Raw genomic sequence first — 16,466 nt, forward strand, 5'->3', positions numbered from 1 at the left:
TCAGAGCTTTGCCACTCTTATTTTATCTTCATGAACGCTCACGATTTTTCCTTTGAAGTCAATATCCAGCCCTAAGACTGCACGGAGTTTTGAGTAAATGTACTCAATGCTCTTCGGTGGAAACCTCAGAAGGATAAGTCCGGGAATTGTGATGCTCTCAACAAAAATAATCATTCCAAAATCTTTGTCGAACGTTATAAGGATTCTGTCCTCCCTGTTGGCAATCTGGGCAACTTCCTCGTCAGTTATGCCTCTCTTGACTTCGTAGATGGATGTTATGTCAAAACTCTCTGCTCTTAAGCGTTTGACAACAGGATAGGGTATGTTCTCGTCAGCCAGAAACTTCAACGTACTGCTCCTCCTTTAATATCATACTGGCGTACCTTATAGCCGCGAGTATGTCCTCTTTTGTCAGCTGAGGGTAGCTCTCAAGTATCTCCTCAAAGCTCCAACCGTTGGCGAGGAGCTCCAGTATGAGGTAAACCGGAATCCTTGTCCCCTTTATCACGGGCTTTCCGCCCATCTTCTTGGGATCTATCTCTATTCTTTCGTCAATCATCATATTCCTATCTTGGGGGTGGAGCTTAAAACGGTTTCCGCAACTCCCTTAAACCTCAACCCCAAGTTTTCGCTGGTGACAGGCTTGGAGGAGAACCGCTGGGTGCTTGAGAAAATCTTTGGAATCCTGAGCGAGGAGGAGTATAAAGCCACCCTGGAGGCTCTTGAAGATGTTGAGAGGAGCTTTGAGGAGTGGGAGCACCGGCTCAGGAACTCACCCTAACGGTTCCCCAACCCACGCCACCGGCTCGACCTCTATCGCCGCCACCCCGTACTTCCTCTCCTTCTCCTCAGAGTAGAAGCGCCTGTAGACCTTAACGCCCTCCTCGATGCTCTCAACTCCGGGGAGAACGTTCTCAAGGCCCTCCTTCTCCAGCATCTCCATGAACGACGAGTAGACCCTCACGTCCTTCACGACGCATACCAGCTTGTTCTCGAAGACTATCTCGTCCCCCGGTTTTATCCCCTGCCTCTTCTCGTCGTATAAGCGGCCTTCAATCCTCTTCCTCCCCTCGGCTATCGCCTTGAGGTACTCCTCTTGGAGGCCCATCTTCCACCTTGCCATTCTCTCACCTCACACGAGGTAGCGAACGATGCTCGGGCTTATCCTTATTAGCTTTGCGAGGAGTTTCGGCCTCCTGAGTATCGCCTTCGCGGTCTTCACGTGGTCGTCGAAGTCCGCCTGGCTCTCTATGACCTCCCTCGCCTCCGCGCTTCCGAGGACCTCGAAGACCCTCTCGATATCCTCCTGGCTCATCCCCCTGAATATCTTCCTGAAGCGCAGTCCGAAGCTTATCTGGTTCTTGATCGCCCCGCAGAGCTTTTCATAGCTCTCGGGCTTCCCGGTCAGGAGGGCTTCCCTGAGGGCACGGGCGCAGAGCATCCCGAAGACGATTCCCCCCGCGGTGGTCGGCTTTATCTGCAGCGCCGCGTCCCCGAGCAGCGCCACGTTGCCCCTCACCCACGGCTTTCTCCAGCCAAAACCAACCGAACCCGCCTTGAACTCGACTATTGAAGTGGGCTTGAGCATCCTCACCCTGAGAAAGCGGTTGAGGGCCTCGATGCTCCCGAGTGTTCCGACTCTAGCTAGCCCCTCGTTCACCGGCGCCACCCACATGAAGAAGTCCCCGTTCATGTCCTTGTTAACCCAGACCTCGACGAAATCCCGCCTGAACTCGCCAACGACCTCGACCTCGTAGCCGCTCAGGAACTCGGCCATGGCTTTGGCCCCGATGGCCTTGGCAACGGCGCTGTTAACGCCGTCCGCCCCGACGTAGAAGTCCGCCCCAATCTCAAGCCTCTCCCCCAGGTGCTGGAGCACGGCTTTTCCGTTCCTGAACCCCTTGAAAGTCGTGGCCATGTAGTAATCCACGCCCTTCCTGACGGCCCTCTCAGCGAGGCTCTTCTCCAGGGCTTTCCTGTCCACCAGGTACGCCTGGGGGGTTTTCCTCTCTATCTCGAAGCTCTGGATCCGTGAGTAAAAAACGGCCCCGCGGAGTTCGTTCAGTACGGCCTCCTCCGGGAGGCCAAGCCTCTCGTAGTTAGCCGCCCCGATGATGCCCGTGCAGGCTTTGCCTCCAAATGCACCCTTCTTTTCGACCACGGCAACGCTGAAGTCCCTGGCGAGCAGGTTCGCGAGGTAGTTGCCCGAGGGCCCGCCGCCGATGATGAGAACATCGTACTTCATCCTCACCCCTCGTCCGAAGTAGTTTTTAAACCCTAAAAACCTAACCTTCCCGGTGATTGGAATGAAGGTTCTCATAACGGGTTTTGAGCCCTTTGGGGGAGAGGAGATAAACCCGTCGTGGGAGGCCGTTGAGAGGCTTCCGGAGAACATAGGCGGGGCGAGGCTGATAAAACACCGGCTGCCGGTGACCTTCAGGGGAGTCAGGGAGATTCTGCCGAGGCTCATCGTGGAGGAAAGGCCGGACGTGGTCATCTTAACCGGCCAGGCCGGTGGTAGGCCGAACGTAACCGTTGAGAGGGTCGCGATAAACGTGATGGACAGCAAGATGCCGGACAACGAGGGCTTTGCTCCCGAGGACGAGCCGGTCTTTGAGGACGCCCCGGCCGCGTACTTTGCGACCCTCCCTGTAAAGGCCATCGTTGCTGCCCTCAGGAGGAAGAACATACCGGCCGGGGTTTCAAACACTGCCGGAACGTACGTCTGCAACGCGGCTATGTTCACCGCCCTGCACACGATAGCCGTCGCTGGAATGGAAACCAGAGCCGGCTTCATCCACGTGCCCTTTATCCACGAGCAGGCCCTGGAAAAGCCGAGGCCCTCTATGGCCCTGGAAACCGTAACGCGGGCATTTGAGGTCGCCGTTAGGACCTCGCTTGAGGTCTGAAACCTTTTTAAATCCTCTTTCCTACCCCCTACAAAGCCCATGAGGGTGAGGCCTATTCTAATCCTCGGCATTGACGTGATAAGTGAGAACCCCAAGAGGTTCGCGGTGGTGAGCTGGTTCAACGGCAGGCTTGAGCGGAAGGGGGAGTTCACGCTATACCGTCTTATTCGCTTCATCCAGTCCAAGAGGCCCGACATAGTGGCCATGGACAGCGTTACCGAGCTGGGCGATGACCTGAGGAAGTTTCTCCGCGCCCTTCCGAGCGGGACGAAGCTGGTTCAGGTTACCGGCCGTCCGGGTGAGCAGAGGAGCTTGCAGAGCCTCGCGAAGGAGCACGGCATAAGGGCCTTTGATAGGTTCGACCCCTACGAGGAGGCCAAGCTTTCCGCACTCCTCGCGAGCAAGGGGGTCGGCTACGAGGTTCTCGCCTTCGAGGACGAGGTGATAATCAAGGTAACCCGGGGGAGGAGCCACGGAAAGGGCGGCTGGAGCCAGGACAGGTACAGGAAGAGGGTTCACAACCTCGTTCGGGACAAGGTGAGGGAGATAGAGGACAGGCTCAGAAGGGCGGACATACCCTTTGACCTTGAAACGGAGGAAAAGGACTACGGCCTGGCCAGGGGGGAGTTCCGGGTCTACGCTTCCAGGGAGGAGCTGGCCGGCCTTATAAAGCCCACCCGCGGCGGGGACGTTGAGGTGAGGATTCAGCCCGTCGAAAGGGCTGAGCTCGGCTTCGCCCCCCTGAAAGGGGAGGAGGCGATACGGGAGAGGATGAGCATCATAGTCGGCATAGACCCCGGCATAACGGTGGGCATAGCCGCCATAGACCTCGACGGGAACATCGTGGCCCTCCACAGCGAGAGGAACATGCCGGTCGGCGAGGTCTTCCGCTTCATCAGCGAGGTCGGTCACCCGGTCATCGTTGCCACCGACGTCTCCCCCGCCCCTGGCTTCGTCGAGAAGATAGCCCGCTCCTTCAAGGCGAACCTGTTCGTTCCCAGGGAGAGCCTCCGCGTTCAGGACAAGAACGAACTGCTGAGGGACCTCGGAATAACCGTCGAGGATGACCACCAGCGCGACGCCTTGGCGGCCGCCTACAAGGCATACCTCCGGCTGAAGCCGAAGCTGGAACACATCGATGCCAAACTGCGCGAGGCCGGTCTGATAAAGAAGTCCGACGAGGTAAAGGCCCTTGTCATACAGGGATACAACCTCGGGGAAGCCATGCAAAGGGTTACCCTCCGCGAGAGGCCGAGGGAGGAGGAGAAGCCCGGGGAGGCCAGAAGGCAGGGCCCGGACGTTGAGCACTACCTCAGGAGAATCCGCGAGCTTGAGAGGAGGATCGAGTTCCTGGAGAGGGAAAACCGGGAGCTTAAGGGGATCATCCGTGAGCAGAGGAAGACCATAGGCAGGCTCGAGAGGAAGCTCGTCGATTACGACGAGGAAATCAGGCGGAAGGTTCTCCGCGAGAGGGAGCTTGAGGCCAAGGTGAAGCGCATCGAAACCCTTGAGAGACAGCTGAGGGAGGCCAAGGCGGTCATAGAGCGCCTGAGCAGGGACCTGGTGCAGGTAAAGCGCATGAACGTCGTGGAGCTTCGCGGTAGCGCGGTTCCGCTCAAGGTGATGGAGGTTCTGAGCTGGCGCGAGCTTGAGAGGATTGAGCGTGAGGTCGGGTTGAGGAGGGGTGATGTGCTCTTCGTGATAAATCCGGCCGGGGCGGGGAGGGCCATAGCAGGGGAGCTGGTTGAGAAGGGGATAAAGGCGCTCATCACCGAGAAGCCCCTTCCGGAGCCGGTGAGGGAGGTTCTCCGCGAGGCCCACGTGCCATTCTTCACGGGCGAAGAGCTTGACGTCAAGCGCGTCGATGAGTTCGCGGTGGTTGAGCGGGAGACCCTGGAGAGGGCCATCGATGGGCTCCTGGAGAAGTGGAAAGCGGAGGACGAGGAGAGGGAGGTCGAGCGGATGCTCCGCCTGGTTGAGGAGTACCGGCTGGAGAGGAAGAAGGAGCTGAAAAGGAAGGCCGAGGAGGAGTCAAAAACGGAACATCGGAATGCTTAAGTAGTTTGAAAATCGCCGGGGGTGTTGAGTATAAACCTGGAAGAAAAGACAGTTCTGGTATCAATGTCCGTGCTCGTCATCGGATTTTTCACCGGCCTCTATTATCGAAGGGTTGACCACATACTGAGGACTTCGTGGATGATGGCCTACCTCCTCGCCGTCCTCTGGCTTCCCCGGAAGCACAAACGGCAGAGTGGAACCCTCGGAGTCCTTCTCAGCCCCTTCTACAATGAGGGCATCACCGCCATAACATCGGTTTTTCTCGCCGTTCACGCGTCCCTGGTAAACGTTCCGTTCACGAGCATTGACCTCTTCAACGTGGCCTTCCGGGACGTGGACATGATAAGCCACTTCCTCGGCGGACTCGTCATCTGGCTCTTCCTCGTGAGCATCCTCAGGGGGCTTTTAACAGAGACCCCGTGGAGGAGGGTTCTCATCCACTCCTTCACGCTCCTGCTGGTAATAGGGGTGGGCTGGGAGGTAGCCGAGTGGGCGGGAAGTCACTTCACGGAGGGCATACTGAAGGAAACGACGCAGAACAAGGTGAGGGACGTCCTGATGGAACAGCTGGGCGCCCTCTTCGGCCTCTGGATGGTCACGAAGAAGGGCTATCCTTTCAGTCCCCGGCGGGGATGAGTGATAGGATCTTTTTTAAGGCCCTCAGGTACTCCCCGGTTTCCTTTGCTCCCTTCTCCGTTATCCTAACGGCCGTCCTGGGTCTGTCGGCGAAGACCTTGTAGAGCTCGATGTAGCCGGCCTTTTCAAGGGCCTTAAGGTGTGAGTCGAGGTTTCCCGGCGTTACCTCGAGCACCTCCAGGAGGTCCCTGAAGAGGGCCTTACCCCTTGGCAGGAGGTAGAGCATTATTCCTAGCCTTATCGGGTTGCCCAGGACATGGTTCCTGCTCAGCTCCCGCAGGGCTTCCATGCTATCACCGCTCTATTGCCCTGAAGGCCGAGTGGAGGTACCACATCACGGTAAGGGTGAACCCCAGTCCCACGATGAAGCCCGCCCAGGCCATCGCCCCGGCTTCCATCCTCATTGCAATGGGTATTCCAGTGGCGGGGATAAGAAAAGCCGGAATTATTTCACGCTCGGCTCCCCCGTATCTGGCAAAAACCAGCCACATGGCGAACACCGAGAATGCTATGAAGCTTAGAAACCCCATGGCCAGGCTCGCTTCGGCGTTCACCCCGAGGTGCATCCCTGGAACAACGCCCCATCCAAGGATTATTCCCGCAATCCAGGAAAGGGCTATTAAGATCCCGCCGAAGGTCGATGCTTCGGCTTCCCTGCCGGTAACCCTTCCCAGCTTTTGAAGGCGCTTCCACACCCTTCCGGTGAATCCCATTGCCACCACAAAAGCTACCGGCCAGTAGACCAGGTTGAACTGCCAGGAAGGTCTGAACACACCTATGATGACGTAGTAGAACAGCATCACCGAGAGCCAGGCCCCAAAGTTCATCGCCCCGTACATCTTTCCCGCCGCTATCAGCTTGCCCTCGACCCTCTCCAGAACGGTCTTCAACTCCCTAACTTCTTCCATGGTATCACCATTTATAGATGGAACGGCCGGCTATTTATAACGTGAGGTTTTTCTGAATCGCAGAACATCCCCAACTTTGATACAGAAAGTGAAGAATAGTTTTAAATACAGCATTAAATAAAACATATTGGGTGATACCATGGAGCTTTTAAGCACCGGCATTCCTGCTCTCGACAGGGCCCTGGGGGGCGGTCTGCTCGAGGACAGCAACCTCCTCATCGTTTACGATACGTACTCCAAGGGATGGGCCATTGCCTTTGAGATACTCAGGAATCGTATTCGTGCGGGAGATTTTGGGGTGATAATTGACTCGGTTCTCCCGATATCATCACTGGAGATGGAGCTCAGGGCCGCCGATTTTGACATTGCTTCGGAGGGCACGGCGGGTAATGTCGCGGTTATAGATGTGTTCTCTTCCTTTTACGGAATCGAATATCCGTACGATTTTGTATACACCGATGGGACGATGGATGCTGGCACGTTTTTACCGAAGTACAGCAGGCTCTACCGCCGCCTGCTGACCGAGCGCATCGGGGACAGGAGGCCGGTGGGTATAGACGTCACCATAGATGGACTGGCATTCCTGTTTGGTAAGGAGAATTTCCTGTCGGTCTTCCAGCGTCTTATCGCGGATAAGGAGAGGGCCAGGATAACCGAAACCCGGAAGCGTCCGATAAATATCTTCCTCCTCAACAGGGGGAGGGCTTCTAGCGACCTTGTGGCGTGGGTTTCCCTCTACAGCCAGTACGTCCTTGAGTTCAGCTCCAGCAGTGCCCCCTTTGAGGAGAGGATGGTCATCAGAAAATCGCCCCTCCCCGAGTTCAACCCGCTAAAAAGTCAGTATAGCTTCAGGCTCTGGGGTGGAAAGATTGAACTCAGTCCAATTCAGTCTAAATGATACCCGTTAATCCTGTGGCCGCACAGTACCCCCCCATGACGAGATTCAGAACTAACCTCCCGCCCTCGCCAGGCGGAGCTTCTCCATGAAGCGCTCTATCTCCCTTTGCTCCCCCTTTATCAGAACCCTGCTGAGGGGTATACCGTTTCTCTCCGTCTTCCCGAGGAGGATTAATCTAACCTCCGCCCCGCTCTTCCTTTTTATATCCTCAAGCTCCTCCGGTGGAATCACGGTCTCGATAATCAAGGAGGAACCTCCACAGGGGTATTATTTCGATTCCGTCTGTTTTCTTCTCTATGTCCCACGTTATCAACTTTGCTTTTTCCCACCCGAAGAGTCGTTTTGCTTTTTTCAGAGCTTTGAGTTCCCTTTCTAGTGTCTCCGGCCTCGAAACGTCGTAGCTCACCTGAATCAACGTTTCCTCCTCTGGCAGAACGAAGTCCACCTCCCAGTTCTCGCCGGAGGCGTAGTTAACCTCCCTACCCCTCCTCATGAGCTCGATGAAGACCGTGTTCTCCATGAGCCTGCCGATGTTATCACTGAACTTTACACTCAGGAACGTGAGGAAAGCCGTGTCCACGAAGTATATCTTCTTGGGGTGCTGGATTCTCAGCCTGACCTTGGGGGAGTATACTTCCACGGGAAAGGTGAAGTAGCACTCGTTCAGGTAGCGGAGGTAGTTGGCCAGAGTTGCCTTGCTGACCGAATACCCGAGGCTTCTCATGGTTCTCTCAGCTTTACTCAGGCTGAAGTACTCTGAGTTGAGAAGCAACCTGAGAAGCGCCCTCAGCTCCTCTGGGTTCCGTACCCGGTACCTTTCGACAATGTCCAACGCAATAATCGTGTTGAAGTAGTCCCTGACTATCATCCCTTTTATTTTTTTATCGTTGGAGAGGACAACCTCCGGAAATCCCCCGTAGAGAAGATACTCCCTAAGGAGGTTTAGGAGCTGGCTCTTCTTCCCGCTGAATTCGACTCTTTGTGGTATGTCGAAGTTTTTGAAGCGGAGGAACTCCTGGAAGCTCAGCGGGAAGACTTCGAATGTGAGAGCCCTACCCCTGAGCGATGTGGGTATCTCCCTGCTTGATAGCTTTGAAGAGGAACCACTCAGGAAGAGCCTCACGTCTTTCCTTGAGTCATGTACCCGCCTGACCCATGAGTCCCATCCCGGAATATTCTGGATTTCGTCTAGAAACAGGTAAAGCCTCTCCTTCTTCCCAAATAGCTCTTCGATTGTGGGGATAAGCTCAGTCAGCGTTTCGGTTCTCTTCTCTATTCTCTCGTCCTCGAAGTTGATGTAAAAAATCTCATCCTGAGGTATTTTCTTAGAAAGCCCGTTTATCAGCTGGAACATTAGGTATGTTTTGCCTGTTCTCCTGCATCCGGCGAAGGTGATGATCTTTCTTGGTCTTTCAGGAATCAAGGAGAAGTCGAAGTCCCTTTCGATTAGTTCCGGCGTCCAGTTTTCCTGCCACTCAACAATGACTCGCGCGAGGTTCTCGTTCATGGTAACGTTTACTAACCCAACATTTATAAAGATTGTTCAGTATACTGAACAGCCTTTTATAAATACTCGTTCAGTTAATCCACCCGGAACGTGAGTCCCTTCTCTCTGGCCTTCCTCTCGACCTGAAGGCGGAACTGGCAGGCCTTGCATATCTCTCCCGTCGTCGGCTGGCCGCATATCTTACAGCGGTTCAGCTCGCTCGTCCTTTTGGTGTACGTCCTCGCTATGAGGGGGAATAGCTTGTCGTAGCTCCTCAGTATCTGATACTTCGTCCCCGGATGCCTCTCCTCCATCTCGTTGATCCAATCCCGAATTTCGGCCCTGAAGGCCTCAACGGCGTAGGGGCACTCGCTGAAATCAACCTCTATGTTGTTGAGGACCGCGTAGAGAACTATCTCCTTCTCGGGAATCTCGCGGAGGGGCTTTATCCTGGGGACCAGCTCTGGGTGTATCTCCTCGTAGTAAGGGCCGGTCCTTCCGAGGCGTGCCACATCGCCGCGCAGTATGTTCATGATGAACATCTGAACCTCGTCGTCGAGGTTGTGGCCGACTGCCAGTTTGTCCGCGCCCACGTCCTTCGCCGCGTAGTTTAGGAGCCAGCGCCTCCAGACGCCGCAGTAGGAGCACGCCCCGACTCTCTCTCCCTTTTCAAAGCTCCCCATAATCTCAACGGTCTCGTCCAGGGTGAAGCCCATGTACTCCTTGAATGAATAGACCCTGTGCTCTATGCCCAGCTTCTCGGCGTTCCTCCTAGCTATCTCGACACTGGGAGGCCTGTACCCGGCTATTCCTTCGTCAATCGTTACGGCCACGAGCTCGAAGGGAAACTTCTCGCGCAGCTTCGCCAGGAGGTGCATGAGAACGACGCTGTCCTTTCCGCCGCTCACGCCCACGGCTATCCTCTCACCCTTCTCTATGAGGCGGTACTTCTTCACCGTCTCCTTGAACTTCTTCTCCACCATCTCGTTGAAGTGTTTCCTGCAGTAGTACCGCCCGGTGTAGCGCGCGTGGTAAACGGCCGGGCGATTGCACTTGGAGCACTTCATCTTTTCACCCTTTCCGGGTTGAAAAAGGTATTAAAAAAGTTAAGCCTCAGCCGATGAGGTTCCTCAGTGCCGGAAGGATGTTGAGCGCCAGCAGGAAGAGGCCCACCCCTATGGTGAAGTACCTGACCGGCTTCGCGACGTTCTCCGGCAGGTAGCGCTTGAACACGTCGTCCAGCATCCTCCCGCCGTCCAGCGGGACGAGCGGGAAGAGGTTCATAAGGCCGATGCCTATGTTGAGCACGTATATCCAATAGAATGTGAAGAACAGCGAGAGCACCAGCCAGTCGGCTCCAACCTTTGAGACCACGTTCTGCGCGGGGTAGATTCCTATGTAGCCCTTCTCAGGGTTATCCGGATGCGCCCCGAGCCTCAGCTGGAGGTTAATCTCTTGGCCTCCCCTGAGGACCGTGAGCGTGACGGTCTGGCCGGGCTTCGTCCCGTTCATGAAGTTTATGAAGTTCTCCATGTCCCTTATCTGAACCCCGTCCATCGCCACTATCACGTCCCCCTTCTGGAGAACCCCGTAGGCCGGGCCGTCGTCGAGAACCCCTGACACGAGAATTCCCGAAGGCTGAAGAACGGGGGATATTGCGAAGTTAAGGATCAAAACAGCCAGGAACGCCGTTGTAACGTTGGCGAGTGAGCCGGCTCCGTAAACCCTCAGCCTGGTGCGCAGGGAGGCCCTCTCAAGCTCCTCCTCGTCCGGCTCGACGAAGGCACCGGGTATGACGGCTAGGAGAACCAGACCCACGGATTTCAGCGGCAGGTTCTCGGCCCTTGCCACTATCCCGTGGCTGAGCTCGTGGACCACCATCACGACGGCGAGGGCTATCAGGCCGTACCAGAGGGGTATGGTTATCCCGGGGATGACGAGCTGAACCCCCGCCTGCTCACCACCCGTTTGGATGGTCTGCAGGGCGGTTCTGAGGAGGGCATAGAAGACGTAGACCATGCCCATAAAGCCGAGGGCGATTCCGACATCCGCGTAGACCTTCCAGAAGCGTCTGCTCCTGCGCGCGAGACCGTCGATGAACCCGAGCAGTCTCTTCGTTCTCCACATGGCGATGAAAAGATCAACCGTTAGGCCCTCCTCCCTCTCTTCCCGTCTTCCGAAGAGGGCGTAGAGGATAACCCAGAATGCGGCTATTCCTGCGATGACTGCGATGAGGGTGGTGTTCATTTGGGTCACCTAATGGGACTTTTCTATGGGGGTTTAAAAATATAATGTGGAAGGCAATCCTTATATTTTAGAACCCGGATATGTTTTTGGTGGTAGAATAAATGGATAATTCGAAAAAGAGGGGCAGCCTTGTTGTATTTACTCAAACATTCCCGCCGGAGAAAGGGGGCAATGCTTCTCGAATTGGTGATCTGTACAGGTATTTGAGAGCTTTCGGTGTTAATGTAACCGTGGTATCGGCGATTGAGACTTATCCCTTTGGGAATTTTCCGCGGGAATTTAAGCTTGCAAAACGAGAGGGGAACGTAATCAGGCTCTTCACTTATCAGCCATCAGAAAACGCATCAAGCCTTGAGAGGGTTTTGTACTATACGATTTTCCCGGTTCTTGCGGTTCTCTGGTTGATTCTGCGAAGAAACGAAGTGGATGCCGTTATGATAACATCCCCCCCACCGCAGCTGTATCTTGTGGCCTTAACTGCAAAACTTCTGAAAAAAAAGGTTATAGTTGATGTCAGGGATCTGTTCCTTGATGTTAGTGTTGGTTTGGGTTTTATAAAGCATGGAACTGTAGTTGAAAAATTATTTAGATTTTTGGAGTATAGTGCTCTAAATTTTGCCGATGCTGTGACTGTGGTAACTCCGATGATACGAAAGCGGCTGGCGGAAACATATGGGATGAACCCCGAAAAATGTTATATCGTTCCAAATGGCGTTGATCTGGATCTTTTTGGGTGTGACAAGCCGAGAAAGTATCCCAGAATGGTTTATGCTGGATACTTCGGGCATGCTCAGGATTTTAAAACCTTCCTGGAAGCTTATTCCCGCCTGGATGAAAAAGATAGGCTACCCATTATTCTGGCTGGTAGCGGGGAGACCCTCCAGGATGTGCTTGCGATGATTGAGAAACTGGGGTTGTCGGGATGGGTCAGATATGCTGGCATGTTACCCAGGGAGGAGGTCGTTAAACTTTTATGCTCTTCCCTGATTGGTGTGGCTCCAATAAAAGCCAACGAGAGTCTGAAATATGCCATTCCTTCAAAAATATATGAGTATCTTGCGTGTGGCCTTCCCTTTGTTGGGGTGGGACGTGGGGAAATTGAGCGGGTTGCCCTTGAGAGCAAAGCAGGGTGCGTTGGGGAGAATCCCACGGAAGTCATGGCATGCATGCTTAAAATGCTGGATTCAAACCTGTATAAGGCGTCTGCCTTGGGAAGAATTTATGTCATTCAGTACAGTCGGGAAAGTTCTGCAAAAAGATTACTTCGTGTCCTTGATTTAATAAAATCCAGTGATATATAATTTTGCTTTCCTAAATTTATCTTGCCGTGGGTGTGTTTTCTCGAAAATGCGTGATTCTTATATACCTGTTGGGGGTCTTTTTCTTGGGGAACCATGAGAAGTACAAGAACCCGGAGCTACATACTTGTAACCCCGGCCAAAAATGAAGAGAAATCGCTCCCCTTACTTGCCAGGAGCGTGATGAATCAGACAGTAAGACCCAAACTTTGGGTTATCGTGAATGATAACAGCACTGATGGGACCGGGAAACTGATTAAAGAGTTGTCCTCTAATCATGGGTGGATAGTTGGTTATGAACTGAGGGATCAATTTTTTGAATATGATTCTACATTTAGGTACTCTGTTGTAGTCAGAAAAGGGTTTGAGGTTGCTCGAAAGCTTGCCCACGAGAAGGGCATCCCCTACGGGTTTATTGCTCTGGTAGATGCCGATTTTATTTTGGAAAGAAGGTTCTTTGAGAAGGTTTTAAGGCAATTCACGAAAAATCCAAGGCTTGGGATCGCAAGTGGTGGCGTGTACATCCTGCGGGAGAAAAAGTTAACCTGGGAACGTACCAATCCAAATTTTGCCCGGGGCAGTCCTCGAGTTTTTAGGCGGGAATGTTTTAATGATATCGGGGGATATAGGGAGTTCTATGCTCCGGATGTTCTCTCCAATTATATGGCCCGAGTAAAGGGTTGGGATGTTAGACAGATTGTCAATGCTATTGCGGTCCAGACGAGGCCGACTCAGGAGAGGTATGGGTACTACAAGGCCGCGATTCGGAGGGGATACGTTAATTATTGCCTTGGGACTCCTGTTCGTACGGTTCTTTTGTGGGCACTTTACATGGGTATAACCGGCAGCCCTATTAAAGCCTCCGGATTTTTGAGGGGATATTTAGAAAAAATGCTTACAAAAGAGCATTGTATTGATAACGTTCGGGTTAGGGCCTTTGTTAAACGTGACATGAGCATTTGGAATAACATTGTTAAAATAATCTTAACAGAGACCGTGAAATAACCGACTAGTTCCTGTGCTTTGGGGATTTCATGATAATAAGCTTGAAGAGATCCTGGGGCCTTTCTATGAGTTCTCCCGTGTTACTGCTGAAAAATCCATGATCTGAGTGGTCTCCACCGCGTGGGTCTCCCGGAACGGGCTCCATTCCGTGGTCGGAGATTATGTAGAGAACGTCGCCCTCGTCCAGCTTCTCGGAGACGAGCTTCGCCAGCTTGTTGAGGTCGAGGTAGAGGTTCATGAGCTTGAGCTTCTTCCCTATGAGGAAGTGGGACACCTCGTCGAGGAACGGGGTGTACCAGAAGATAAGCTCGTAATCCTCCTCCAGGGCCTCCATCAGTGCTTTCCTATCTTTTTCGTAAGTCTTCATTGCGTACTCTATGAGTGGTTTAAGGTTGCCTTTTACTGCTTCCCCCATGGTAGCTTTAACCTCCGGTGTTGAGACGTTTCTTCCGTAGGATGGGATACCATTGGTCCAGGTTTTGTCAAAGTAGTCGAAGATTGTTTTGTATCTCTTTGTCCTGAGAAGATAATCGTAGGTTTTTTCAAAAGGGTTAGGAGCCACTATGTCTCCGATTTTCCGCCTGACATTTTCCGGTAGTATTTTGGCCCCAATTTTAACATAGAGGGGCTTTTTAATGTTCTTCTCGATGGCAGTTTCTTGGGCTATAAATTTTTGCCTCCTGATGAAGGGTTTCTCTATTTCAGGAACTCTTCTGCCGGTAATCATGGATGCCCATATTGGGGGGGTAACTATGACCCTGAAGTCTGAAAGATCTGTCTTGGTGTAAGCCCTTTGTTTGATATGGTGTAAATCCCACTCTCTGACTAGATTATATTCCAGTCCGTCGATTCCTAATATGATTATCCTTTTCATTTAACTCACCTCATCCCACCAGAAGTTTATTTCTCCTTTTTTAATCCGGTTTCGGTTTGAGAGGGCGAGCCACATGGCTTCAATCATGTAGATGACCTTGATAGCTCTCTCCTTTTTGAAGCCGGAAGTCACTAAGAGTATAGAGTGGAGCAGGAGGTCTCCCATCCTACCGAGAATGTAGATGACTTTATTTTTGGTGTTCTGATCGAAGAGCTTGTAGAATAAATACAGATGATAGACCTGTTTCATAGTTTCAAACTGCTTTGATGAAAGCCTCCCGGTAGGGGCCTCTCGATGTACTAACCTTGCGTGGGGAGTCTGGTAGAGTGAGGCTGGAAATAGTTTGTAGACCCTATATGAGAAATCTTTGTCTTCCCCTATTGCGTATCTCTTGAGGCGCTCGTCGAATTTGAGGTCTTTAAAGACCCCACTTAGATATGACATATTAGTCCCACTGAGGCTTTCTCGTGTTATCACTCTAGTAACCCGGTAGGGGATGATCTCGGAGAGAGAGGGGAGTTGCCTATGAACATTGACTTCATAGTATCCTCGCTGGAGGAGCCACCAGAGGAACTTCAGAAAACTGAACCTGATGAGCGGGTTGTTTGGGTTTATCCTATTGGTTATAAAACCTTGAACACCCATAGCGTTTGGATATTCCTCATACACTTTGATTAGGTTCTTTATGTAGTCTCTCTCAAGAACGACATCATCGTCGAGGAATAGAAGTATATCTCCTTTCCCTAGCTTTGCCCCTGTGTTCCGGGCATGGGGCAGACTAGCACCTGGGAGGGGAATATGTTTCACAGCGATTCCAGCATCTCGCATTTTCTTGAAGATGTTCTTGAACTCCTTATTAACTGCCTCCCATGAACCATCGAAGCTGCCGTTGATGATTATAACCTCTGTGGGACGGACTGTCTGTTCAATTATGGACTCAAGACACTCTTTGAACTCTTCGGGACGCTTGTAGAGTGTTGATATGATGACCGATACATGCATGGCATCACTACCAAAATGAGAACTTTGAAATGATTTAAAAATATAGCTGGGCAGATGTCGCAAACTATTTAAGTAGCCCCCATTAACACATGTTTTGAGTGTCATCGGAGGGAGAAAGCTGATGGGGTCACTCTCGTTCCTTGCTTCTGGAACCAATTATACCCTTGATCTAATCACTGCACACCTACATAATTTTAAAACCGATGGCACCGTAGTAATCTCTGGAACTCCTCGTTCCGGCTCTACGTGGCTTATGGAGCTTCTGGAATCTCTTCCAGAATACAAATCCATCTTCGAGCCATTTCATCCCTCTTGGTATCCTGAGTTTAAGAAGCTTGGCATACCATACGAACCATATGTTCCTGCACAGGGGGACTACCCAAAGCTGAGGACATATTTGGAAAAAGTTTTCACTGGCCGTGCCTATGCCCGCTTTCCTTACATGCAGTACCTTAGATTGGGGACTATAATCCGCCGTTTCAAGGCATCCAAGCTCCTCGTTAAGTTTGTCAGGGCAAACACAATGCTTCCATGGATAGCAAATACGTTCAATCTGCGGGCTATCTACTTCATAATCCGCCACCCCTGCGCCACGATAGCCTCTCAGCTTGCCACGGGCTTCTTCTCAAAGATAACCGTAGGCCAGCTCCTGAACGAGGTTAACAAGGTTCCAGAGCTTGCGGAGGATGAAGAGCTTGTCACGCGTCTGAGAGGGATCAATTCCGAGATAGAGCGCCTGGCTACCATCTGGGCCTTTGAGAACTACATTCCTCTGGCCTCCGAGAAACCGTATCCATGGTACACTGTGATCTATGAGCGTCTCGTTGTGAATCCAGAGGAGGAGTTGAAGGTAATTTTTGGATACCTCGGAGAGGAAGTGCCGGAGGGAGCCGTAAAGCGGATACAAACGCCCAGCAGAGTAACCAGGAAGATCTACGGAAAGGAGCATATAGGAACTCCTAGACAGCTCCTCAAGTGGCGCGAGAAGCTGAGCGAGAGACAGGTTAGGGAGATACTTGAGGTTGTCTCATGGTTCGGCTTAGACTTCTACACCGCGGAGCCTGAGCCAGATTATGACGCCCTCGGGACGTGGGGTGTAGTAGTTGGATAATCTCCATACGATCTGCTCTTCACCGAACGAAGGT

20 protein-coding genes are annotated in these 16,466 nt (G+C 52.6%); 8 read left to right on the top strand and 12 right to left on the bottom strand.

Annotated elements, in window-relative coordinates:
* On the bottom strand, positions 1–348 hold the full coding sequence (locus FH039_RS00965) for a DUF5615 family PIN-like protein (RefSeq protein WP_139679856.1): 348 nt from the start codon (positions 346–348) through the stop codon (positions 1–3).
* A complete protein-coding gene (locus FH039_RS00970) occupies positions 332–562 on the bottom strand; it encodes a DUF433 domain-containing protein (RefSeq protein WP_139679857.1) in 231 nt (76 codons plus the stop codon). Before FH039_RS00970 ends, FH039_RS00965 begins: the two co-directional genes overlap by 17 nt.
* 72 nt (positions 563–634) lie before the next feature.
* On the opposite strand from FH039_RS00970, the gene FH039_RS12100 reads away from it, so the two are divergent.
* Entirely contained in the window at positions 635–781 is a 147-nt protein-coding gene (locus FH039_RS12100; RefSeq protein ID WP_168188354.1) for a hypothetical protein, read from the top strand.
* Here the strand turns inward: FH039_RS12100 and FH039_RS00975 are convergent.
* Together FH039_RS00975 and FH039_RS00980 are read right to left on the bottom strand one after the other, a co-directional pair.
* Entirely contained in the window at positions 773–1,123 is a 351-nt protein-coding gene (locus FH039_RS00975) for an ASCH domain-containing protein (protein ID WP_139679858.1), read from the bottom strand. The two genes, FH039_RS12100 and FH039_RS00975, sit on opposite strands and share 9 nt — an antisense overlap.
* Before the next feature lie 9 nt (positions 1,124–1,132).
* A complete protein-coding gene (locus FH039_RS00980) occupies positions 1,133–2,245 on the bottom strand; it encodes a geranylgeranyl reductase family protein (protein ID WP_139679859.1) in 1,113 nt (370 codons plus the stop codon).
* 61 nt (positions 2,246–2,306) lie between these two features.
* Between FH039_RS00980 and pcp the strand changes: the two genes are divergently transcribed.
* From pcp to FH039_RS00995, 3 genes are read left to right on the top strand one after another with little or no spacing between them, the layout of a single operon-like run.
* Positions 2,307–2,909: a pyroglutamyl-peptidase I gene (gene pcp, locus FH039_RS00985; protein ID WP_139679860.1), complete on the top strand. Its 603-nt coding sequence runs from the start codon at positions 2,307–2,309 to the stop codon at positions 2,907–2,909.
* 39 nt (positions 2,910–2,948) lie between these two features.
* The gene (locus FH039_RS00990; RefSeq protein ID WP_139679861.1) at positions 2,949–4,967 is read left to right on the top strand and encodes a DUF460 domain-containing protein; all 2,019 of its coding nucleotides are present in this window, start codon (positions 2,949–2,951) and stop codon (positions 4,965–4,967) included.
* Positions 4,968–4,988: 21 nt separating this feature from the next.
* The gene (locus FH039_RS00995) at positions 4,989–5,603 is read left to right on the top strand and encodes a hypothetical protein (RefSeq protein WP_139679862.1); all 615 of its coding nucleotides are present in this window, start codon (positions 4,989–4,991) and stop codon (positions 5,601–5,603) included.
* Here the strand turns inward: FH039_RS00995 and FH039_RS01000 are convergent.
* On the bottom strand, positions 5,584–5,892 hold the full coding sequence (locus tag FH039_RS01000) for a transcriptional regulator (protein ID WP_139679863.1): 309 nt from the start codon (positions 5,890–5,892) through the stop codon (positions 5,584–5,586). The two genes, FH039_RS00995 and FH039_RS01000, sit on opposite strands and share 20 nt — an antisense overlap.
* 4 nt (positions 5,893–5,896) lie before the next feature.
* Entirely contained in the window at positions 5,897–6,511 is a 615-nt protein-coding gene (locus FH039_RS01005; RefSeq protein ID WP_139679864.1) for a hypothetical protein, read from the bottom strand.
* Between the two features lie 139 nt (positions 6,512–6,650).
* Between FH039_RS01005 and FH039_RS01010 the strand changes: the two genes are divergently transcribed.
* A complete protein-coding gene (locus tag FH039_RS01010) occupies positions 6,651–7,409 on the top strand; it encodes a hypothetical protein (RefSeq protein ID WP_139679865.1) in 759 nt (252 codons plus the stop codon).
* A gap of 51 nt (positions 7,410–7,460) precedes the next feature.
* On the opposite strand, the gene FH039_RS01015 is transcribed toward FH039_RS01010, so the two are convergent.
* The 4 genes from FH039_RS01015 to FH039_RS01030 all read right to left on the bottom strand — a co-directional run bounded on the left by FH039_RS01015 (position 7,461) and on the right by FH039_RS01030 (position 11,142).
* Positions 7,461–7,655 carry a TIGR04140 family protein gene (locus FH039_RS01015; protein ID WP_139679866.1) on the bottom strand — a complete coding sequence of 65 codons (195 nt, stop codon included), beginning with the start codon at positions 7,653–7,655 and terminating at the stop codon, positions 7,461–7,463.
* Positions 7,618–8,916: an ATP-binding protein gene (locus FH039_RS01020; protein ID WP_139679867.1), complete on the bottom strand. Its 1,299-nt coding sequence runs from the start codon at positions 8,914–8,916 to the stop codon at positions 7,618–7,620. Before FH039_RS01020 ends, FH039_RS01015 begins: the two co-directional genes overlap by 38 nt.
* A gap of 74 nt (positions 8,917–8,990) precedes the next feature.
* Positions 8,991–9,962: a TIGR00269 family protein gene (locus FH039_RS01025; RefSeq protein ID WP_139679868.1), complete on the bottom strand. Its 972-nt coding sequence runs from the start codon at positions 9,960–9,962 to the stop codon at positions 8,991–8,993.
* Positions 9,963–10,008: 46 nt separating this feature from the next.
* On the bottom strand, positions 10,009–11,142 hold the full coding sequence (locus FH039_RS01030) for a site-2 protease family protein (RefSeq protein WP_139681532.1): 1,134 nt from the start codon (positions 11,140–11,142) through the stop codon (positions 10,009–10,011).
* 101 nt (positions 11,143–11,243) lie between these two features.
* Between FH039_RS01030 and FH039_RS01035 the strand changes: the two genes are divergently transcribed.
* On the top strand, positions 11,244–12,443 hold the full coding sequence (locus tag FH039_RS01035; RefSeq protein WP_139679869.1) for a glycosyltransferase family 4 protein: 1,200 nt from the start codon (positions 11,244–11,246) through the stop codon (positions 12,441–12,443).
* Between the two features lie 93 nt (positions 12,444–12,536).
* Positions 12,537–13,445: a glycosyltransferase family 2 protein gene (locus tag FH039_RS01040; RefSeq protein ID WP_139679870.1), complete on the top strand. Its 909-nt coding sequence runs from the start codon at positions 12,537–12,539 to the stop codon at positions 13,443–13,445.
* A 4-nt stretch (positions 13,446–13,449) separates the two neighbouring features.
* On the opposite strand, the gene FH039_RS01045 is transcribed toward FH039_RS01040, so the two are convergent.
* On the bottom strand, positions 13,450–14,319 hold the full coding sequence (locus FH039_RS01045; protein ID WP_139679871.1) for an alkaline phosphatase family protein: 870 nt from the start codon (positions 14,317–14,319) through the stop codon (positions 13,450–13,452).
* On the bottom strand, positions 14,320–15,321 hold the full coding sequence (locus FH039_RS01050) for a glycosyltransferase family 2 protein (protein WP_139679872.1): 1,002 nt from the start codon (positions 15,319–15,321) through the stop codon (positions 14,320–14,322).
* 94 nt (positions 15,322–15,415) lie between these two features.
* Between FH039_RS01050 and FH039_RS01055 the strand changes: the two genes are divergently transcribed.
* The gene (locus FH039_RS01055; protein WP_240703237.1) at positions 15,416–16,432 is read left to right on the top strand and encodes a sulfotransferase; all 1,017 of its coding nucleotides are present in this window, start codon (positions 15,416–15,418) and stop codon (positions 16,430–16,432) included.
* The last annotated feature ends 34 nt before the right edge of the window (positions 16,433–16,466 follow it).

It is taken from the genome of Thermococcus indicus, from assembly GCF_006274605.1.
Lineage (GTDB): Archaea > Methanobacteriota_B > Thermococci > Thermococcales > Thermococcaceae > Thermococcus > Thermococcus indicus.